Origin of the sequence: Isoptericola sp. NPDC057653 (genome assembly GCF_042799955.1) — a bacterium.
Taxonomy (GTDB): Bacteria; Actinomycetota; Actinomycetes; order Actinomycetales; family Cellulomonadaceae; genus Isoptericola.
This window is the reverse complement of record NZ_JBHVHP010000001.1, coordinates 528,727-548,667: the sequence shown is the minus strand read 5'-3', so window position 1 is coordinate 548,667 and position 19,941 is coordinate 528,727. Positions and strand designations below refer to the sequence as shown.

Sequence of the window (19,941 nt, the reverse complement as noted above, 5' to 3'; positions counted from 1 at the left end):
ACGACCGGGGGCGATCCTGCCAGGCCCGGGCGCCGCCCGACGCCCCCGCCCGCGGGCGGGGCCGGCTCAGCTCGCGCCGCGGACCAGGTCCGTCAGCTCGGCGAGGGTGGCGATGCGGTGGCGGGCGCCCGAGAAGTCCTGCGAGGCCGTGAAGTCGTGGTGGACGACGGCGCAGTCGATGCCGGCGGCGACGGCGGACCGCAGGCCGCGGGCCGAGTCCTCCACGACCAGCGTCTCCTCCCGGGTGGCGCCGAAGCGCGCCAGGCCGGTGAGGTAGGGCTCCGGGTGCGGCTTGGCCTGCGCGTAGTCCTCGCGGGCGAGGACGAACTCCATGTGCCGCAGGATGTCGCGGTGGGAGTGGATGAGCTCGAGGTCCGCCCGCCGCGCCGTCGTCACGACGGCCATCCGCGCGTGCCGGGACAGCTCGTCGAGGGCCTCGGCGACGCCGTCGATCTCGATGCGCTCGGTGCGCACGTACTCCTGGTAGTAGGCGTCACGCGCCTCGCGCTGGCGGTCGATGGTCGCCTCGTCGACGCCCGCCGCCCGAGCCTGGGCCCAGGTGGGGTTGCCGTCGGCCATGTCGCGCAGGTACTGGTCCCGGTCCTGCGTGAAGCCGACGTCCGCGAGGGCCCGCTCCCCCGCGCGGTAGTACCAGGGCTCGGTGTCCACCAGCACGCCGTCGTGGTCGAAGAGGATGGTCGTCTTCACCCTCGTCATCCTGCCGCGGACCGCGTGGCCGCCTCCAGCAGCTCCAGGACATGGACGTAGTCGCGGCCGGTGGCGCGCGTCATGCCCATCTCGCAGGTGCGGTTGTTCGACACGTAGGCGTCCGCCCGGCCGCCCGCGAGGACCTCGGTCGCCTCGGCGTGCGTGGCGGCCGCGGTGAGCTCCGGGTGCAGCATCCCCCGGTCGCCGGCGAAGCCGCAGCACCCCCACGCGGCGGGCACGACCGCCTCGTCCGCGACGGCGGCCGCCACCGCACGCAGGTCGTCCACGGCGCCGAGGTGCACCGTGGCGCACGTGGGGTGCACGACGACGCTGTCCTGCGACTCGATCTCGACCCCGCGCTCCGCGAGGGCCGGCAGCACGTCGGTGCGCACGAACGTCACGGCGTCGACGATGCGCAGCCGCGCGAACCGCTCGGCGTCCTCGCCAGCGAGGTGGTGCGGCGTCTCGACCAGGCCGTGCGTGCAGCTCGACGCGTCGCACACCACCGGCAGCTCGCCGCCGCGCGTCGCCGTCCACAGGGCGTCCAGCACCTGCCGCGCCATCCGCGCCGCGCCGTCGGGCAGGCCCTTGCTCACCCACGGCGTGCCGCAGCAGAGCCCGCCGATCCCCTCCGGGACGGCGAGCCCGATCCCGGCGCGCTCGCACAGGGTGCGGATGGCGTACTCGGCACCGACCGTGCCCCCGTCGAAGTCCGGCAGGCCCCGGGGCGCCGGGGCGAACAGCTCCCCCATGCACGACGCGAACAGCACGGCCCGGGGCGCGCCACCGTCGGCCGCCGGGAGGTCGTCGGCCTCGCGCCGGAGCCCGGGCCCGGGCAGGTCGTCGTCCACGCGGGGCACGACGTCCGTCCCGACGAGGCCGCGCGCCACCTCCGACGCCGCCCGCACGACCGGGGTCGGCACCTTCGCCGCGACGCCCAGCGCGCCGCGCAGCACGTCCACCACCGGCCCCCAGCTGCCCGCGAGCGCCTCGCCGCCCTTCTGCACGAGGGCGGGGTTGGACCGCGCGCGGTGCCCCTTCATCACGACGCCCGTGTCGATGCCCACCGGGCAGGCCTCGACGCACATCGAGTCCGCCGCGCAGGTCTGCACGCCCCAGTACTCGTACGCGCGCTGCAGCTCCTCCCGCTCCTCCGGCGGCGCCACGGCCAGCTCCTTGAGGAGGGCGATGCGCTGGCGGGGAGTCGTCGTGACGGTGCGCGACGGGCAGCCGGGCTCGCAGTAGCCGCACTCCACGCAGCGGTCCACGAGCGCGGCGTCCTCGCCGCCGGCCGACGCCTCCACCTTGAGGTCGCGCAGGTGCTCCTGCGGGTCGTCGGTGATGACGACGCCCGGGTTGAGCACGTTCCGCGGGTCGAACAGGCGCTTGATCTCGCGCATCACGGCGTACAGGTCGTCGCCGTACTGGCGGTGCACGAACGGCGCCATGATGCGGCCCGTGCCGTGCTCGGCCTTGAGGGAGCCGCCGTGGCCGAGCACGAGGTCCACGAGGTCGTCGCTGAACGCCGCGTACCGGTCCAGCTCGGCCGCGTCGCCCAGGCGCGGCGAGATCATGAAGTGCAGGTTGCCGTCCTTCGCGTGCCCGAAGGTCACCGCCTCGTCGTTGAGGGTGCCGTCGTACCCGTGCCGGGCGAACAGGCCCCCCAGGTCGCGGACGGTGGCGGTCAGGTCGGGGACGGGGACGACGACGTCCTCCAGCAGCGCCGTCGCCCCGGCCGGCCGCGCGCCCGCGACCGCCGTGTACAGGCCCTTGCGCACCCGCCACAGGCGCTCGCGGGTGGCGGGGTCGGTCGTGAGGGTGGCGGGAAGCTCCAGCGCGAGCCCGTCGACGACCGCGCGGGCGGCGTCCTGCAGGGGCGCCAGGCCCTCGTCCGTGGCGGCGCGGTACTCCACGAGCAGCGCCGTCTGGCCGGTGATGCCCGCGCCCTGGGCGAGGGCCCGCATCGACGGGTCGGCCTTCGGGTCGGCGGCGGCCACGCGCAGCGAGGCCGCGTCCATGAGCTCGATCGCCTCCGCGCCCGTCGCGCCGAGCGGCACCAGCGCGTCCGTGGCGCGCTCCAGCGAGTCCATGACCAGCAGCGTCGTCGCCACCTTGGTCAGCAGCGGCACGGTGCGGAACGTGACGTCCGCGACCCAGCCGAGCGTGCCCTCCGACCCCACCAGCAGGTGCTCGAGGATCTTCACCGGGGTGTCGTGGTCGAGCAGCGCGTTCACCGAGTAGCCCATGGTGTTCTTCATCGCGAACTGCCGCTCCACCTCGGCGCGCATCGCGGGGCTCGACCGCACGCGGTCCCGCAGCGCCGCCAGGCCGTGGTGCAGGTCCGGCTCGAGCGCCGCCAGCCGCTCGTCCGCGTCCGCGGCGCCCGTGTCGACGACCGTGCCGCCGGCCAGCACCACCGTCATCGACTCGACCGTGCGGTACGCCGTGCGGGTGGTGCCCGAGGACATCCCGGACGAGTTGTTCGCCACCACTCCCCCGACCGTGCACGCGATCTCGCTCGCCGGGTCCGGCCCCAGGCGCCGCCCGTGCCGGGCCAGGTGCCCGTTCACCAGCCGCAGCGTCGCGCCCGGCTGGCAGCGCACCCGCTCGCCGCCGTCCAGCACCTCCACGCGCGTGAACCGCGTGCGCGTGTCGATCAGCATGCCCGCGCCCGACGCCTGCCCCGACAGGCTCGTGCCCCCCGAGCGGAACGTCACCGGCAGCCCGCGCCGGCTCGCCTCGCGCATCGCCGCGACCACGCCGTCCAGACCGTCCGCGCGCGCCACAGCCTCCGGGCGCAGCAGGTAGTGCGACGCGTCGTGGGCGTGCGCCACCCGGCTGAGCAGGTCCGTGCGCAGCTCGTAACCCGCACCCTCCTCGCGGGGTCGTGGGCGCCGCATGCCGCCGGTCGTGGGTCGTACCTTCATCCCCGCACCTCCATGGGCCTCCCTGGCAACGATGCCTCGCGCTCGACGGCTCCGCCCCTCCGCGAGTCGGCGCAATTCTTCCCAACACACTGGGCGCAGGGCAAGAATCTTCAGTCCGCGGTCGATGGCGTCGTAGCCTCTGCGGGTGCCCCAGTCTCTGCAGACGACCCCGGACGACGACGCCCCTCCCCCACCGCGGCACCCTCACCGCATCCTCATCGCCGGTACGTCAGGCGCGGGCAAGACGACGCTGGCCGGACGCCTCGCCGCCGCCCTCGACCTCCCGTACACCGAGCTCGACAGTCTCCACCACGGCCCGGTCTGGACGCCCCGGCCGGAGTTCGAGGACGACGTCCGGGCGATCGTCGCGCAGGACTCCTGGGTCAGCGAGTGGCAGTACGGCGCCGTGCGCCCCCTGCTGCTCGGGCGCGCGGACCTGCTGGTCTGGCTCGACCTGCCCGTGCCCGTCGTCCTGCGACAGGTGCTCTGGCGCACGCTGCGTCGGAGGCTCGGCCGGGTCGAGCTGTGGAACGGCAACGTCGAGCCGCCCCTGCGGACGCTCTTCACGGACGAGGACCACATCCTGCGCTGGGCCTGGCGCACGCGGCACAAGCTGCGCGGCCTGGACGAGCGCCTCGCCGTCGAGGCACCGCACGTGCGCGTGGTGCGGCTGCGCAGCCACCGCGCTGTGGATGCCTGGGTGCGGGAGGTCGCCGCGCACCCGACCCCCGGGACGCCTACCGATTGACGTCGGCGCGCTCCAGCGACCCGGCGAGCTCATGCACGATGCGCACGTCGCCGTCGAGCCAGTCGACGTCGAGCAGGTCGTCGTGACCCAGCCAGCGCAGCTCGTCGTGCTCCACGAGGGGTGCGGGGTCGCCGTCGGTCACGACGGCGAGCCAGAGCCGCAGCAGGTGGCGGTCGGTGATGACCCAGCCGCCGTCGTCGGGGCCGGACACCTCGTCGCCGAGCTCCACGCTCACGCCGAGCTCCTCCTGCAGCTCGCGGTGCAGCGCCTCGACCGGCGTCTCCCCCGGGTCGACCTTGCCGCCCGGGAACTCCCACCGGCCGACCAGGTGCGCCGGACGGCTCCGCCGGGCCGCGAGCAGGTGGGCGGGGCGGTCGAGGTCGTCGACGATCGCGGCGGCGACCACGAGGCGGCGTGCAGTCATGGCCAGAGTCTTTCATCCGGCCCCGGACGTGCGAGAGCCCCGCACCGGCGACCTCCCCTGTCGCCGGGCGGGGCCCGCACCACCCGACCTCAGCTGATGCCGAGACCTGCCTGTCGCGCCCATGCGACGGCCTCGGCCCGGCTGGAGACGCCGATCTTGCGGTACACGCTGCGAACCTGCGACTTCACGGTGTTACGGGTGACGAACAGCTTGGTCGCGATCTGCTCGAGGGTGACGTCCTCGGACAGGTTGGAAAGGACCACTCGCTCGCGGCGTGTCAGCAGACGGGACGTCGTGGGACCGGTCAGTTCGATGGTGCTCATCGTTCTTCCTCCTCGACGGCCGCCGACCGATGGTCGACCAGGGGAAGCCGTCATGGATAAGGAAGAGGAGGCGAGGCGGTCATGACGCAGATTTCTGCGGATTGTTGCCGCCGGACGACGACGACGGCCGGCCCCGCCCCTCGGTGAGGCGAGGCCGGCCGTGTTGTCGCAGGTCAGCGCGGTTATCCCAGGCAATCAACGCATTTCGGGCCCGAATGTCACGATTCGGTCACGGAAATCGGGAAAGCGTCAGCCCGCCTGGGCGGCGTACTCGTCGGCCGTGAGCAGGGCCCCACGAGCGGTCACGTCGACCTTGAAGAGCCACCCCTCGCCGAACGGGTCGGCGTTCACCACGGCCGGGTCGTCCACCGCGGACTGGTTGACCTCGACCACGGTGCCGCTCACGGGCGAGTACAGCTCCGAGACCGACTTGGTGGACTCGATCTCGCCGACGACGGAGCCCGCCTCGATCGTCGCGCCCACCTCCGGCAGCTCGAGGTAGACGACGTCGCCCAGCGCGTCGGCGGCGACGGACGTGACGCCGATGGTGGCGGGAGACGCGTCGTCCACCCACTCGTGCTCGGCGGAGTACCGGAGGTTCTCGGGGAAGTCGGCCATGGGACTGCTCCTTCGGGGATCTTCAGCGGGTAGGACGGGACGCGACGAGGACGATCGTCCTACGCCCTCTTGTAGAACGGCAGCCGGACGACGACGAACGGCTCGGCGCGGCCGCGGACGTCGACGGCGAGCTCCGTGCCCTCGGCGGACACCTCGGGCGTCACGTACGCCATGGCGACCGGGTAGCCGAGGGTCGGCGACGGCGCGCCCGACGTCACGTGGCCGACGACGGCGCCCACGGCGCCGTCGAGGCCGCGCTGCACGACGTCGTACCCGGCGCGGGCGGGGCGGCGGCCCTCGCCGCGCAGACCCACGAGGACGCGCGCCGGCTCGCTCTGGGCGCGCGCGGCCAGGGCGGCACGGCCCACGAACGGCAGCGGCTCGCCGTCGGCGCCGGTCTTGTCGAGCTTCACGACCCGCCCCAGCCCCGCCTCGAACGGCGTGGTGGACTCGTCCAGCTCGTGCCCGTACAGCGGCATGCCCGCCTCGAGGCGCAGGGAGTCGCGCGCGGAGAGGCCTGCCGGGACCAGGCCCCGCCCCTCCCCCGCCGCGAGCAGCGCCCGCCACAGCTCGACGGCCTGGCCGGCGGGGACGAACAGCTCGAAGCCGTCCTCCCCCGTGTACCCGGTGCGGGCCAGGAGCACCGCGATCCCGGCCACCGTGGCCGGCGCGGAGGCGTAGTACCTCATGGAGCGGACCGTCTCGACGTCGTCCGCGGCCGTGAGGGAGGCGACGATCTCCTCCGCGCGCGGACCCTGCACCGCGACCAGCGCCGTCTCGGCGGACCGGTCGGTGACGGTCGTGTCGAACCCGGCGGTCCGCGCGACCAGCTCCGCCGCGACGCGCGGCGCGTTGCCCGCGTTCGCGACGACGAGGAAGTGCTCGTCCGCCAGGCGGTACACGATGAGGTCGTCGAGGACGGCACCGTCCTCGGCGCAGATCATCGAGTACCGCGCCCGGCCGACGCCGATCGCGCTCGCGTTGCCCACGAGGGCGAGGTCCAGAGCGGCGCCCGACTCCGGGCCCTCGAGGTGGATCTCCCCCATGTGCGACAGGTCGAACAGCCCCGCGGCGGCGCGCACCGCGCGGTGCTCGGCCAGGTCCGAGGTGTAGCGCAGCGGCATCAGCCACCCGCCGAACCCGGTGAGGCTCGCGCCCAGCGCGACGTGCTCGTCGTGCAGGGGCGTCGTCTTGTCCTGCGTCGTGTCCTGCTGGTCCTCGGCCATCGAGGCTCCCTTCGGTGTGTCCCGGGTCGAGTGGTGTGGGCGCTCAGAGAGCGGCGGGCTCCGCGTACGACTCCAGCGGCGGGCAGGCGCACACGAGGTTGCGGTCGCCCTTGGCGCCGTCGATGCGGCGCACCGGCGACCAGTACTTCCCGGCCCGCAGGCTCGGCAGCGGGAACGCCGCCAGGTCGCGGGAGTAGGGGTGCGCCCACTCGTCGGTCATGAGGCTCGCCGCGGTGTGCGGGGCGTGGCGCAGCGGCGAGTCGTCCGGCGTCCACTCCCCCGCCGCGACGCGGTCGATCTCGCCGCGGATGGCGATCATCGCGTCGACGAAGCGGTCCAGCTCGGCGAGGTCCTCGCTCTCGGTGGGCTCCACCATGAGCGTGCCCGCCACCGGGAACGACATCGTCGGGGCGTGGAAGCCGTAGTCGATGAGGCGCTTCGCCACGTCCTCGGCCGTCACGCCCGTCTCGGCGGTCAGCGGGCGCAGGTCGAGGATGCACTCGTGCGCCACCAGGCCGTTCTCGCCGGTGTACAGGACCGGGAAGTACGGGTCGAGGCGCGACGCCACGTAGTTCGCGGTGAGGACGGCGGCCTTCGACGCCTCGGTGAGGCCGTCCGGGCCCATCAGCGCGAGGTACGCGTACGAGATCGGCAGGATGCCCGCCGACCCGTGCGGCGCGGCGCTCACCGGCGCGATCCCCTCCTGCGCGCCGGCGCCCGGCGTCGGGTCCGCCGGGAGGAACGGCACCAGGTGCTCCGCCACCGCGACCGGGCCCACGCCCGGGCCGCCGCCACCGTGCGGGATGCAGAACGTCTTGTGCAGGTTCAGGTGCGAGACGTCGCCGCCGAACTCCCCCGGCCGCGCCAGCCCGACCAGGGCGTTGAGGTTCGCGCCGTCGATGTACACCTGGCCACCAGCACCGTGTACAAGGTCGCAGACCTCGCGGACGTGCTCCTCGTAGACGCCGTGCGTCGACGGGTACGTGATCATGATCCCCGCCACCTGCGAGCCGTGGTCCGTGAGCTTCGCGCGCAGGTCGTCGAGCTGGATCTCGCCGTCGTCCGCCGTCGCCACCACCACCACGCGCAGGCCCGCCAGGGCCGCCGACGCCGCGTTCGTGCCGTGCGCCGACGCCGGGATCAGCACGATGTCGCGGTGCTCGTCGCCGCGCGACCGGTGGTACCCCTTGATCGCGAGCAGGCCGGCGAACTCGCCCTGCGACCCCGCGTTCGGCTGCACGGAGACCGCCGCGTACCCCGTGATCTCCGCGAGCTGCGCCTCGAGCGTCGAGACCAGCTCCGCGTAGCCCAGCGCCTGGTCGGCCGGCACGTACGGGTGGATGTCCGCGAAGCCGGGCCAGCTGATGGCCTCCATCTCCGCCGTCGCGTTGAGCTTCATCGTGCACGAGCCCAGCGGGATCATCGTGCGGTCCAGCGCCAGGTCCTTGTCGCTCAGCGCCCGCAGGTAGCGGAGCATCGACGTCTCGCTGCGGTGGACGTGGAAGATGGGGTGCTGGAGGTACTGGGTCGTTCGGGTGACGGCCGCGGGGAGCTCGGAAACCCCTCGCGCGGACGCGTTCACGGGCGCCAGGGCGCCCTCCACTTCGGGAAGTTCTACGTCCGCGCGAGGGGTTTCCGAGCTCCCCGCTCCGTTCGTCGCCTCGCTTCCCTGGCCGATGACGGCGGCGAGGACTGCGGCGACGTCGGACGGTGTGGTCGTCTCGTCGCAGGCGATCTGTACATGGTCGGCGTCCGCCTTGTACAGGTTGTAGCCCGCGTCTGCGGCGGCCGTGAGCACCTGCTGCGCGCGGCCCGGGACGACGGCGCGGACGGTGTCGAAGAAGACGTCGTGCTCGACGGCGATCCCCGCCGCGCGCAGGCCGGCCGCGACGGCGGCGGCGCGGGCGTGGGTGCGCTCGGCGATCGCACGCAGGCCGTCGGGGCCGTGGTAGACGGCGTACATCGAGGCCACGATCGCCAGCAGCGCCTGGGCGGTGCAGATGTTGCTCGTCGCCTTCTCGCGGCGGATGTGCTGCTCGCGGGTGGCCAGCGCGAGGCGCAGGCCCACGGCGCCGTCGGCGTCGGTCGAGACGCCGACCAGGCGGCCCGGGAGCTGCCGCTCGAGGCCCCGGCGGACGGCCATGAACGCCGCGTGCGGACCGCCGTAGAAGAGGGGGACGCCGAAGCGCTGCGCCGAGCCGACCGCGACGTCCGCGCCCAGCTCGCCGGGGGAGGTCAGCAGCGTCAGGGCCAGCAGGTCGGCGGCCACGGTGACCAGCGCGCCGCGCTCCTTGGCCTCCGCGACCAGGTCGCGCGCGTCCAGCACGCGCCCCGACGCGCCGGCCTGCTGCACGACCACGCCGACCAGGTCGCCCTCGGGCAGGGTGCCGCCCGCCGCGACGACCGCGTCGAGGCCCGCCGCGAGGCCGCCGTCGAGGCCCGCCACGACGACGGGCAGCCCGATGGCCTCCGCGCGCCCGCGGGTCACGGCCAGGCTCTGCGGGAACAGGTCGGCGTCGAGCACCACGTACCCGCTCTTCGCGCGCGAGGCGCGCCACATGAGGGCGACGGCCTCGGCGACGGCGGTCGCCTCGTCGAGCAGGGAAGCCCCCGCGATCCCCAGGCCCGTGAGGTCCTCGACGGCCTGCTGGAAGTTGAGGAGCGCCTCGAGCCGGCCCTGCGAGATCTCCGGCTGGTACGGCGTGTACGCCGTGTACCAGGCGGGCGCCTCGAGCACGTTGCGGCGGATCACCGGGGGAGTGGTGGTGCCGTAGTAGCCGAGGCCGATCATCTGGCGCTTGACCTGGTTCTTGCCCGCGAGGTCGCGCAGGTGCGCCAGCACCTCGGCCTCGGAGCGGGCGGCGGGCAGGTCGAGCGGGCGGTCCGCGCGGATCGACTTCGGGACGGCGGCGTCGACGAGCGCGTCGAGGTCGGCGTGGCCGAGCTGCTCCAGCATCGCGGCGACCTCGCGGCCCCGCGGGCCGATGTGCCGGTCGGCGAAGACGTCCGGGTCGACGCCGGTGCCCTGCGAGGGTGAGTCGTGCGGGGTGGTGGTCACGTCGGACGCTCCGAAGGTCGGGCCGGGGCAGGCGGGGGACGGGCAGGTCCTCCCCGCTCTGTCATCCGACGCGCACACGTCGACCTGAGAGTTTTGCCGGTCCGCCATGGCGTCGTCGCAGGCGTGGCCTGCGACGTCGACGGGGCGCGCCGACTTGCACCGTCGGTGGGCCCGTACCGCCGCGAGGGCGATGCCGGGCCGCTTTCCAGAGTTGCCTCGCCGCGACGGTACGGGGTGCCTGAGAGATTCCCGGGGAGGGTTGCTCCTTCGGCGCCGGCCGGCCTCCATCGGGGGCGCGGCGCGAGCTCTCCCGTCGCGGTTCGAGCGGCTATGTGGCGGCAGCGCCCGGAGGGCCGCCGCGTTGTGGTGGCAGCCGGGGCTGCCGTGTGACGCCGCCGATCCTACCCGGCCGCGCCGCCCGGCCGGGCCTTGCGCGCGTCGCGCGCCCGGGTCCCCGTCGCGAACGCGCCCACGACCAGCACCGCGCCGGCGAGCACCAGGTACAGCGCCAGCAGCTGTGCCGAGGTCGAGACGTCCGCGCCGGGCCGCAGCAGCATGACGAGGCCGAGCACGATCCACAGCACCGCGTTGACGAGCTGCCAGTCCCACGACGCTGTCCGCAGCGCCCGCCCGCGCAGCGCCCCGATGACCCCGACGACGCCCGCGGCGCACGCCCACACCGCCACGACCAGGTACATCACGGGGCCGGTCATCGACGGCCACACGATGATGAGGACACCCGCGAGCAGGCTCACGACGCCGGCGATGAGGCGCCAGCTGATCTCGTCGCCGGCGCCCTGAGGACGGCCCGAGCGCTTGGTCGGCGCCCCCTCGACGGTGAGCAGCACGCCCTGCACGACGATCAGCGCACCGACGAGCCACCGCACCCACACGAGACCGCGGTCCGGGTTCGCGAACAGCACGATCCCCGCCGCGAGGTACATCAGCGCCCGCAGGTAGACGAGCCCCCAGAGGCGTCGCGCGACGCCGAACGTGCGGTCGGACAGGGGAGCGGCCCCCGCGTCCGACGCTCCGGCCGACCCCGGCGTCGTGTCGCTCATGCTCGCGATGCTAGGAGCGCTGCCGTCAGGTCGCGCGCCGGGACCTGCGGCGTCACCGCCGAGGGCCTCCGCTCAGCCGAGCTCGAGGTCGCGCGTCACCTCGACCATCGCGTCGACGACCGCGCGCACGGCAGGGCCCGGCTCGTGCCGCGTGGCCCGGTGCCGCGCGGCGATGCGCCGGGTGCCGAGGCCGGCGAGCCGGGCGATCTCGAGCCCCTCCGGCACGTCGCCGCCCTGCAGCGCCAGCGCGGGGAGCATCGCCACGCCCTGGTCCGCGGCGACGAGCGCGAGCGCCGTGTCGAAGTCGAAGAACCGGTGCCGCTGGTTGACGGTCGTGCCCAGCGTGCGCGCCAGCCGGCGCAGCGCGCGGTCCGACGCCGTGTCGTGCTCGGCGCCGATCCACTGCAGCGACGCCAGGTCGTCGAGGCGCTCCGGCATGGGCTGGCTGGCGGGCACGACGACGCACCACGGCTCGTCCAGCAGGGGCACGTCGTGCACGCCGCGGGGGGCCGGGGCGTCCATGTCGGCGTCGCGCTCGAGGAGGATCACGTCGAGGTCGCCGGCGCGCAGCATGCGGATCGCCTCGGCGGGCTCGTGCTCGCGCACGTCGACCTCGACGCCGGGGTAGCGCTCGGCCAGGTCGAGGAGCATGGGCGCGACGACGGCGCGGATCGCCGTCTGGAACGCGCCCAGGACGACGCGGCCGCTCACGCCCTCGCCGAGCGCCGCGATGGCCTGCCGGGCCTCCAGCAGCTCGGCCTCGATGCGCTCGCCCGCCTCGGCCAGCACGCGGCCCGCCGGGGTGAGGGTGACGCCGCGCGGCCCGCGGTCGAGGACGGCGAAGCCCTCCTCGGCCTCCAGCCGGGCGATCTGCTGGGACACCGCGGACGGGGTGACATGCAGAAGATCTGCTGCCGCGAGCACGCCCCCGGACCGGTGCACGGCAAGGAGGAAGGCAAGTCTCCGTGGGTCGGTAGCCATGTAGGAATACTAACTGCCTCTCGGAGAAGGATTTGATTGTGCTGAACGCGGTTCGTGTCGCAGAATCGTTTCGACGCCACGCCGGTGCCTCGCCCCGGCCCCGCTCGGCGGACCGGCGTCCACATCCCTCAGATCTTCCTTCTGCCGTGGCACACGTGTGCCTCGCCGACCTACCCGGAGGTGCCCGTCATGACGATCTCCCTGCTGACCGTGATTACTGCCCTCGGGTGGGGAGGCGCCCTCGCCGGGCTCGTCGCCTACGGGATGGTGAGCAAGGGCCGGTGGACCGCGAACTCCTTCGCGTTCCAGGTCACGAACATGGCCGGCGCCGTCGTCATGACCGTCGTCGCGGGCGTCAACGGCGTGTGGCCGTCGGCCGCCGCCAACGTCGCCTGGATCGTCATCGGCACCCAGACCCTCGTGACCGTGCGCAAGGCCCGCGCCGCGGCCCGCCTGGAGGAGCAGGACGCCGCGCGCGTCGAGTCGCCCGCCCAGGTCGACCTCGCCGCCTGAACCTCCGGGCCGCCGCCAGGTCCACCGGTCACGACCGCCGTCGTACGACGGCGGGCACCACGGCCCACAGGCTGAGGAGCACGACGGCCGCGGCGCCGCCCACCACGAGCCCGGCCGCCCGGCCCACGACGACGTCGAAGATCAGCAGCGCCGTCCCGGACAGCGCGACCGCGAGCAGCACCAGCCCGGCGCGCGCCATCAGGTCGCCGCCGGTGACCACCGAGCGCTTGAGGTGCTTGCGGAACAGCGCGCGGTGCAGCGCCACGGGCGCGACCAGCAGGCCCGTCGTCGCGACGCACACCAGCACCAGGACCAGGTACACCGCGCGCTGGTAGTCGTCGAGGTCACCGAACCGCGCCTGGAACGGCAGGATCAGCAGGAACCCGGTGAGGATCTGCACGCCCGTCTGCATGACGCGCAGCTCCTGCAGCAGCTCGTTCCAGTTGCGGTCCGAGCGCTGCTCAGGCGTCTCCGGACGCCGGTCCGCCCGGCCGGCCGTGCCGATCGGCTCCTCGGTCACGTCGTCTCCTCGCCCTCGGCGGGGTCGAGCGTCACGTCGACGACGACGGCGCGGTGGTCGCTGACGCCGAGGTCGACCGCGCGGGCGGCGCCGAGGGCGGTCACCGCCCCGTCGGCCAGCACATGGTCGATGCGGAGCCGCGGTCGCACGCGCGGGTAGGTCGGCACGTGCACCAGCTCGCGCCAGCCCGTGCGCCGGGACGGCAGGTCACCCCGGGTGTTGAGGTCGCCGAGCAGCACCAGCGGGCGCGGCGCGTGCCGCAGCCGGCGCCGCAGCCGGCGGAGCTGCAGCCGCTTCCACGGGTCCGCCCGGGACAGGTGCGTCGCGACGACGGTCAGCAGGCCCTCGGGCGTCGCGACGGCGGCCGCCACCGCCACGCGCGGCTCGTCCACGCCGGTGGGCGGCAGCCCCGGCACGTTGAGCCCGGGCAGGCGCATCGGGCGCCACGCGTGCACGGGGTGACGGCTGAGGAGGGCGACGCCGTAGCCGTCGAGCGCGGGGGAGCGGCCGTCGTCGGCCAGCGCGACCGCCCGGGCCCGGCGCCGCCGCCCGTCCAGCGGCCCGCTGAGCGCGGGGACGAACCGGTGCTCCCGCATCCCCAGCGCCTCCGCGAGGCGGAACGTCTGCGCCTCGCCGCCGGACCGGGTCTGCCCGTGGTCCACCTCCTGCAGCGCCACGACGTCCGCGTCCAGCGCCGCGAGCGCGGCCCCCAGCCGCTCCACGTCCACCCGGCGCCCGTCCACCACCCCGTGCTGGACGTTCGCCGTCACCAGCCGGATCATCCGCGCGCCTCCGTCCGCCGGGGCGGTCCGACACCCCGCGAGCCAGTCCAGGTCTCGACGGGGTCGCTGGAACCCCGCGAGGTAGTGCGAGCCTCCCGCACGACGTCCGACCTCGCACCCACGACCGGGCCGGCCCGGACCACCCCGGCGTCAGAGGGTGCGGTGCCAGGCGACGATGCGGTCGACCGCGCGGGTCACGACGTCCGGCGCCGCGGCGAAGGAGAGGCGCACCCAGTCGCCGCCGTGCACGGTGTCGAAGTCGGCGCCGGGGGTGATCGCGACGTCGGCCTCGGCGAGCAGCCGCCGGCAGTAGGTGACGGAGTCGCCGCCGACGGCGTCGCGGAAGCCGGCGACGTTGCCGTACAGGTAGAACGCGCCGTCCGCGGGGGCGACGGGGCGCCAGCCGAGCTCGTCGACCCGGTCGAGCAGGGCCTCGCGCGACGCCGCGTACCGCGCCACGTTGTCGGCCGCGGCGGCGTACCCGGCGGGGGAGAAGGCCGCGACGCCCGCGTGCTGCGCCAGCGCCGGCGGAGAGAGGGCGACGTTGCCGGCGAGGGCGTCGACGGGGCCGACCAGCTCGTCGGGCAGCACGAGCCAGCCCAGGCGCCAGCCCGTCATCGCCCAGTACTTGGAGAACGAGTTCACGACGACCGCCCCGGCGTCCGTGTACATCGCTGCCGTGGCCTGCTGTACATCGGGCGAGTAGGCGATGCCGTGGTAGATCTCGTCGCTGATCAGCCGGACGTCGTGCTCCTCGCACCAGCGCGCGAGCGCGGCCAGCTCCGCGGGCGGGAGCATCGTGCCGGTCGGGTTCGCGGGGGACGCCACGACCAGGCCGTCGAGGCCGCCGTCGTAGTACGCCTCCATGAGCTGGGAGACCGTGGGCTGGTACCGGGTGGCCGGGCCGCAGTCGAGCTCCACCACCTCGCACCCGAGCGCCGCGAGGATGTTCTTGTACGCCGGGTAGCCGGGGCGGGCGAGGGCCACGCGGTCGCCGACGTCGAACGCCGCGAGGAAGGCGAGCAGGAACCCGCCGCTCGAGCCCGTCGTCACGGCGATCCGCGCCGGGTCCACCTCGACGTCGTACCAGCGCCGGTAATGCCCGGCGATCTCCTGGCGCAGGGCGGGCACGCCCATCGCCTCGGTGTACCCGAGGTCCGCGTGGCGCAGCAGGTCGGCGGCCTTCTCGCGGACGACGTCGGAGGCACCGGTCGACGGCTCGCCCGCGCACAGGTTCAGCACGTCGTGGCCGGCGGCACGCCGCTCGTTGGCGGTGGCCAGCACCTGCATGACGGCGAACGGCGGCACGTGGCTGCGGCGCGAGACCTTCATACGGCCATCATGCCGGGTCCGGTCCCCGCGGCGGCGGCCGGTCCGCCCCTAGGCTGGGAGCAGCCGACCCGAGGGGGATGCCGATGTTCCGACGACGCCGCGACAAGGACACGGACCCGGCGCGCCGGGCCGCGCAGTACCAGGTGGACCGGGAGGCGGCCGCCGAGGCCGCGGCCGCGGAGGAGGCCGGCGAGGGCGCACCCGACGAGGCGGCCGCGGGCACGGGCCGCACCCGGCGCCGCATGGACGACCGCGCCCTGTGGGTGGACACCGTGGTCGACCAGGCGATCCGGCGCGGCGAGTTCGACGACCTGCCGCTGGAGGGCAAGCCCATCCCCGGCCTGCGCGGCACGCACGACCCGGACTGGTGGCTCAAGAACCTCGTGGAGCGCGAGCAGATCACCGGCGTCCTGCCGGCCGGGCAGCTGCGCCGCGACGACGCCGAGCTCGACGAGACCCTCGACCGCGAGCCCGAGGAGGCGCGGGTGCGCACGATCGTCGAGGAGTTCAACGCGCGCGTCGTGGACGCGCGCCGCCAGCTCATGGGCGGCCCGCCCGTCGTGACGCCCACGCGCGACGTCGAGCGCGAGGTGCAGCGGTGGCGCGACCGCCGGCGCGCCCGCGGGATCTACTGAGCCCGCCGTGGGAGACGTCGTCGTCGTGACCGGACCGCCGGGCGCGGGCAAGTCCGCGGTGGCCGCCGCGCTCGCCGACCTGGCCGGACGGTCGCTGCTGCTGGAGGCCGACTGGTTCTTCGGCCGCTGGCGGCGCGGGGGGACGGACCCGTGGCTGCCGGAGGCCGCGCCCCAGACCGCCGTGGCGGGCCGCGCCGCGCGCGCCGCGACCGTGGAGTTCGCCCGCACGGACGCCCTCGTGGTCTACGACGGCGTGCTGCACGCGGACGACGCCCGCGAGCTCGCGACGCTGGCCCGTGACGCCGGCGCCGTCGTGCACCGGGCGGTCCTGCTCCCGCCGGTGGACGCCTGCCTGCGCCGCGTGGCCGCCCGCACCGGGCACGGCTTCGACGACCCCGCCGCCACACGGGCGATGCACGCCGCCTTCGCGGCCGAGGCGGTGGCCGCGCCGGAGCAGGCGGTCTGGAGCACCACGGACGCGTCGCCGCGGGAGGTCGCGCGCGAGATCCACGACCAGGTGGCCGCGGGCGCGCTGCGGGTGCCGGCGCTCCGGGTCGAGGGGGAGGTGCGGGGATGACCGGGCACGCGGTGCTGCTGGACCTGCAGGGCACGGTGTACGAGGGCGACGGGCTGGTGCCCGGCGCGGACGGCGCGGTGGCGGCGCTGCGCGACGCGGGCCACGCGGTCCGGTTCGTGACGAACACGGACTCGCAGGACTCGCCGTCGATCGTCGACAGGCTGCGGGGGATGGGCCTGGTCCTGGACGCGGCGGAGCTGTTCACCCCGGTGGACGCGGCGGTCGCCGACCTCGCGCCGCGGGGCGCGCGCGTGCACGTGCTCGCCACGGGCGCGGTGCGCGACCAGCTCGCCGCGAGGCTCGACGTCGTCCGCGCGGACGAGGACCCGACGCACGTGCTGGTGGGCGACGTGCACGACGTGCTCGACTACCCGGCCCTCGACGCGGCGTTCCGCGCGGTGCTCGACGGCGCGGAGCTGCTCGCGCTGCAGCACGGGCGCTGGTTCCTGCGCGGCGGGCGCCCCGCCCTGGACACGGGGTCGGTGGTGGCGGCGATCGAGCACGGCGCGGAGGTCACGGCGCGCACGCTCGGCAAGCCGAGCACGGAGTTCCTGCGGCTCGCGCTGGGCACGATCAGCCCCGCGCCGGGCCCGGGGCGCACGTGGGTCGTGGGCGACGACCGGTCGTCGGACGTCGCGATGGGCCGCGCCGCCGGCGTCCGCACGGTGCTGGTGCGCACGGGCAAGTTCGCGCGGCAGGAGCACGACGGCGCCCTGCCGCGCCCGGAGCACGTGGTCGCCGACGTCACGGAGCTGCCGGCGCTGCTCGCGGGCGCGGAGGGCGCCGCAGGCTGATCGAGGGGCTACCTCACTCGACGAAGGCCAGCGCGTCGATCTCGACGAGCATCTCCTCGCGGGGCAGCCCGACCATCACCGTGGTGCGCGACGGCAGCACGGCGTCGGCGCCGAGGCGCTCGGTGAGGAAGGCGCCGTAGGCGTCGTTCATCGCGGCGAAGTCGTCGCGGGTGGTGAGGTAGACGCGCAGCATGACGACGTCCGCCATCGTGCCGCCGCCGGCCGTCACGATCGCCTCGACGTTCTGCAGCGTGCGCGTCGTCTGCGCGGCGACGTCGCCCGGGTAGAGGTACTCGTTGGTGGCGGGGTCGACGGGGCCCTGTCCGGAGACCTGCAGCAGGTTCCCGACCCGGACGCCCTGGTGGAACGTGTGCGCGGGGGCCGGGGCCTGGTCGGTGGAGATCGCGGTCTTGGTGGTCATGCCGGGGTCCTTTCGGTGGATGGCGTGCGGGGCGCGTCGTGCCCCGCCCAGTCGGCCTCGACGGCGGCGGCGGTCGCCGTCAGGAGGGGGACGAGGTCGCGGACCCCGTCCAGGTCGAGGATCACGTCGGGCACGGAGACGGACACCGCCGCCACGATCGTGCCGGACGTGTCGCGGACGGGCGCGCCGACGCAGTTGACGAACGGCTCGTGCTCGGCGGCGTCCTGCGCCCAGCCCTGCTCGCGCACGCGCGCCAGCTCGGCGCGGTAGGCGTCGGCGTCGGTGAGGGTGCGGGGCGTGTAGGCGTGGAAGTCGGTGGCGTCGAGCAGCTGGGCGAGCCGGCCCTCGGGGAGCTCGGAGGCGAGCACCTTCCCGACGGCGGTGGCGTGCAGCGGGGCGGGCAGGCCGAGCTCGGAGTACATCCGCACGGAGCTGGTGCTCTCGACCTTCGCGACGTACACGGGCCGCGTGCCCTCCAGGACGGCGAGGTGCACGGCCTGCCCGCCGGTGTCGCGCCCGAGGCGCTCCAGGTGGGGGAGCGCGACGTCGCGCACGCCGTGCCCCTCGAGGGCCTGGCGGCCGAGCTCGAACAGGCGCGAGCCGAGCGAGTAGCGGTGCCGGTCGTCGCGGCGTACGAAGCGCTCGTCCTCGAGCGCGCGCAGCAGCCGCAGCACGGTGGTCTTGTGGACGCCGAGCTCCTGGGCGAGGTCGTCGAGGGTGCGGGGGCCCTGACCGAGGAGGCCGACGATCCGCAGCGCGCGCCCCACGCTCTGGCTCAACGGACCCTCCCTGACCTGCGGCCCGGCTCGCGGTCACCCGCCGCCGGGCACATGCTCGGACTCGTGCCGGATTGACGGCACGACCGGCGCGATGTTAGCAAGGTGCGTCATCATGCGCAACGAACGTTGCGCTATGTGCAACGCAGCGGGGAGCAAGGAGGGTCTGCCGATGGACCGCACCGGAGCCGACGACGCCTGTCGGATCGACCGTGAGAAGGTCGCGCAGCGCGACGCCGAGCAGGTGGGCTGGCGCCACAAGGCCCTGCCGCCGGAGCTCTGGGGCCTGACCGTCGCGGAGGTCCGCGAGCGCCGGCCCCGCCTGTCGGAGCTGCCGACGCCGCTGCTCACGCTCTCGCGCGCGGCGCTCGACACCAACCTGCGCGTCATGGCCGACTGGTGCGCGCAGCGCGGTCTCGACCTCGCGCCCCACGGCAAGACGACGATGGCGCCCCAGCTCTGGGCGGAGCAGCTCGACGCCGGCGCGTGGGCGATCACCGTCGCCAACCCGTTCCAGCTCGGCGTCGCGCTCGAGTTCGGCGTCGGCCGCGTGATGGTGGCGAACAGCGTGATCTCGCCGCTCGCGCTGCGCTGGATCGCCGACGAGCTGGCCGCCGACCGCGACCTGCGCGTGCTGGTCTGGGCGGACTCGCCGGCCACGGTCGACCTCATGCACGAGGCGCTGGCGGCGCACGTCGCCTCCGCCGGGTCGCGCCCGCCGATCGACGTGCTCGTCGAGCGCGGCGGCGCCGGCGGACGCACGGGCGCCCGCGACCTGGACACCGCGCTGGCGGTCGCCGAGCGCGTCGTCGCCTCCCCGCACCTGCGCCTGGCCGGCGTCGCCGGGTACGAGGGCGCGCTCGCCCACGACTCGGACGCCCGCAGCCGCGACGTGGTGCGCTCCTACCTGGACGACATGGTCGAGGTGCACCAGCGCCTCGCCGACGCCGGCCGCTACGAGGTCGACGTGCCCGTGGTGTCCGCGGGCGGCAGCGCCTACTTCGACCTCGTCGACGAGGTCCTGTCCCCGCTGACCTCGACGGGCGCGCGGGTCGTCCTGCGCAGCGGCGCCTACGTCGTGCACGACGACGGCTTCTACCGCCACATCTCGCCGCTCGGCGAGGACCCGCGCACCGGCGGGCCCGGGTTCCGCAGCGCCATGCACGGCTGGGTGCGCGTCACCTCGCAGCCCGAGCCCGGCCTCGCGCTCTTCGACGCCGGCAAGCGCGACCTGCCCTTCGACGAGGGGCTGCCCGAGGCGCAGCTCCGCCGCCCCCGCGCGGCGGGGGAGGACCCGGCGCCCGTCACGGGCGTGCAGGTCACGGCCCTGAACGACCAGCACGGCTTCCTGCGCTGGGAGGGGGACGCGCCGGTCGCCATCGGCGACGAGCTGCGGCTCGGCCTGTCGCACCCCTGCACGGCGATGGACAAGTGGTCGCTCGTGCCGGTGGTGGACGACGCCGACGCGGCCGACCCGGTCGTCGTCGACCTCGTGCGCACGTGGTTCTGAGGGCGGC

Annotated in this window: 20 protein-coding genes and 1 riboswitch; of the genes, 6 read left to right on the top strand and 14 right to left on the bottom strand. The window is 74.9% G+C overall.

Annotated elements, in window-relative coordinates; genetic code table 11:
* Positions 1-66: 66 nt before the first annotated feature.
* Together ACFU9A_RS02445 and ACFU9A_RS02440 are read right to left on the bottom strand one after the other, a co-directional pair.
* Entirely contained in the window at positions 67-708 is a 642-nt protein-coding gene (locus ACFU9A_RS02445) for an HAD family hydrolase (RefSeq protein ID WP_430573667.1), read from the bottom strand.
* Positions 709-713: 5 nt separating this feature from the next.
* Positions 714-3,635, bottom strand: a complete 2,922-nt coding sequence (locus tag ACFU9A_RS02440; RefSeq protein WP_430573666.1) for an FAD-binding and (Fe-S)-binding domain-containing protein — start codon at positions 3,633-3,635, stop codon at positions 714-716.
* Positions 3,636-3,780: 145 nt separating this feature from the next.
* Between ACFU9A_RS02440 and ACFU9A_RS02435 the strand changes: the two genes are divergently transcribed.
* On the top strand, positions 3,781-4,383 hold the full coding sequence (locus ACFU9A_RS02435; protein WP_430573665.1) for an AAA family ATPase: 603 nt from the start codon (positions 3,781-3,783) through the stop codon (positions 4,381-4,383).
* Here ACFU9A_RS02435 and ACFU9A_RS02430 read toward each other — a convergent pair.
* The 7 genes from ACFU9A_RS02430 to ACFU9A_RS02400 form a co-directional block, all read right to left on the bottom strand.
* Positions 4,373-4,807 (bottom strand): NUDIX domain-containing protein, encoded by a 435-nt coding sequence (locus ACFU9A_RS02430; RefSeq protein WP_430573664.1) that lies wholly within the window; start codon positions 4,805-4,807, stop codon positions 4,373-4,375. The genes ACFU9A_RS02435 and ACFU9A_RS02430 overlap by 11 nt on opposite strands.
* 89 nt (positions 4,808-4,896) lie before the next feature.
* On the bottom strand, positions 4,897-5,130 hold the full coding sequence (locus ACFU9A_RS02425) for a LuxR C-terminal-related transcriptional regulator (RefSeq protein ID WP_430573663.1): 234 nt from the start codon (positions 5,128-5,130) through the stop codon (positions 4,897-4,899).
* A gap of 249 nt (positions 5,131-5,379) precedes the next feature.
* Positions 5,380-5,748: a glycine cleavage system protein GcvH gene (gene gcvH / locus ACFU9A_RS02420; RefSeq protein WP_430573662.1), complete on the bottom strand. Its 369-nt coding sequence runs from the start codon at positions 5,746-5,748 to the stop codon at positions 5,380-5,382.
* Positions 5,749-5,807: 59 nt separating this feature from the next.
* Positions 5,808-6,974 carry a glycine cleavage system aminomethyltransferase GcvT gene (gcvT, locus tag ACFU9A_RS02415; protein ID WP_430573661.1) on the bottom strand — a complete coding sequence of 389 codons (1,167 nt, stop codon included), beginning with the start codon at positions 6,972-6,974 and terminating at the stop codon, positions 5,808-5,810.
* Between the two features lie 43 nt (positions 6,975-7,017).
* Entirely contained in the window at positions 7,018-9,930 is a 2,913-nt protein-coding gene (gene gcvP / locus ACFU9A_RS02410; RefSeq protein WP_430575327.1) for an aminomethyl-transferring glycine dehydrogenase, read from the bottom strand.
* A gap of 317 nt (positions 9,931-10,247) precedes the next feature.
* A riboswitch (glycine riboswitch) is annotated at positions 10,248-10,355 on the bottom strand.
* Between the two features lie 78 nt (positions 10,356-10,433).
* Positions 10,434-11,093, bottom strand: a complete 660-nt coding sequence (locus ACFU9A_RS02405) for an HdeD family acid-resistance protein (RefSeq protein ID WP_430573660.1) — start codon at positions 11,091-11,093, stop codon at positions 10,434-10,436.
* A 72-nt stretch (positions 11,094-11,165) separates the two neighbouring features.
* The gene (locus ACFU9A_RS02400; RefSeq protein WP_430573659.1) at positions 11,166-12,074 is read right to left on the bottom strand and encodes a LysR family transcriptional regulator; all 909 of its coding nucleotides are present in this window, start codon (positions 12,072-12,074) and stop codon (positions 11,166-11,168) included.
* Between the two features lie 189 nt (positions 12,075-12,263).
* Here ACFU9A_RS02400 and ACFU9A_RS02395 point away from each other — a divergent pair, with 189 nt between their 5' ends.
* Positions 12,264-12,587 (top strand): hypothetical protein, encoded by a 324-nt coding sequence (locus ACFU9A_RS02395; protein ID WP_430573658.1) that lies wholly within the window; start codon positions 12,264-12,266, stop codon positions 12,585-12,587.
* Between the two features lie 28 nt (positions 12,588-12,615).
* On the opposite strand, the gene ACFU9A_RS02390 is transcribed toward ACFU9A_RS02395, so the two are convergent.
* The 3 genes from ACFU9A_RS02390 to ACFU9A_RS02380 form a co-directional block, all read right to left on the bottom strand.
* A complete protein-coding gene (locus ACFU9A_RS02390) occupies positions 12,616-13,107 on the bottom strand; it encodes a DUF6328 family protein (RefSeq protein ID WP_430573657.1) in 492 nt (163 codons plus the stop codon).
* Positions 13,104-13,889, bottom strand: a complete 786-nt coding sequence (locus ACFU9A_RS02385) for an endonuclease/exonuclease/phosphatase family protein (RefSeq protein ID WP_430573656.1) — start codon at positions 13,887-13,889, stop codon at positions 13,104-13,106. The genes ACFU9A_RS02390 and ACFU9A_RS02385 overlap by 4 nt, the downstream gene beginning before the upstream one ends.
* Positions 13,890-14,039: 150 nt before the next feature.
* Complete coding sequence (locus ACFU9A_RS02380; protein WP_430573655.1) at positions 14,040-15,221, bottom strand: aminotransferase class I/II-fold pyridoxal phosphate-dependent enzyme; 1,182 nt, start codon at positions 15,219-15,221, stop codon at positions 14,040-14,042.
* Between the two features lie 83 nt (positions 15,222-15,304).
* Here ACFU9A_RS02380 and ACFU9A_RS02375 point away from each other — a divergent pair, with 83 nt between their 5' ends.
* The 3 genes from ACFU9A_RS02375 to ACFU9A_RS02365 are packed head-to-tail and all read left to right on the top strand — an operon-like array spanning position 15,305 to position 17,227.
* Positions 15,305-15,856 (top strand): DUF1992 domain-containing protein, encoded by a 552-nt coding sequence (locus tag ACFU9A_RS02375; protein WP_430573654.1) that lies wholly within the window; start codon positions 15,305-15,307, stop codon positions 15,854-15,856.
* 7 nt (positions 15,857-15,863) lie between these two features.
* A complete protein-coding gene (locus ACFU9A_RS02370) occupies positions 15,864-16,433 on the top strand; it encodes an AAA family ATPase (RefSeq protein ID WP_430573653.1) in 570 nt (189 codons plus the stop codon).
* On the top strand, positions 16,430-17,227 hold the full coding sequence (locus ACFU9A_RS02365) for an HAD-IIA family hydrolase (RefSeq protein ID WP_430573652.1): 798 nt from the start codon (positions 16,430-16,432) through the stop codon (positions 17,225-17,227). The genes ACFU9A_RS02370 and ACFU9A_RS02365 overlap by 4 nt, the downstream gene beginning before the upstream one ends.
* Positions 17,228-17,240: 13 nt before the next feature.
* Here ACFU9A_RS02365 and ACFU9A_RS02360 read toward each other — a convergent pair whose 3' ends face one another.
* Both ACFU9A_RS02360 and ACFU9A_RS02355 read right to left on the bottom strand, forming a co-directional pair.
* On the bottom strand, positions 17,241-17,648 hold the full coding sequence (locus ACFU9A_RS02360) for a RidA family protein (protein ID WP_430573651.1): 408 nt from the start codon (positions 17,646-17,648) through the stop codon (positions 17,241-17,243).
* Positions 17,645-18,427: an IclR family transcriptional regulator gene (locus ACFU9A_RS02355; protein ID WP_430573650.1), complete on the bottom strand. Its 783-nt coding sequence runs from the start codon at positions 18,425-18,427 to the stop codon at positions 17,645-17,647. Before ACFU9A_RS02355 ends, ACFU9A_RS02360 begins: the two co-directional genes overlap by 4 nt.
* A gap of 169 nt (positions 18,428-18,596) precedes the next feature.
* Here ACFU9A_RS02355 and ACFU9A_RS02350 point away from each other — a divergent pair, with 169 nt between their 5' ends.
* Positions 18,597-19,934, top strand: coding sequence for an amino acid deaminase (locus ACFU9A_RS02350; RefSeq protein WP_430573649.1), 1,338 nt, complete (start codon positions 18,597-18,599; stop codon positions 19,932-19,934).
* The last annotated feature ends 7 nt before the right edge of the window (positions 19,935-19,941 follow it).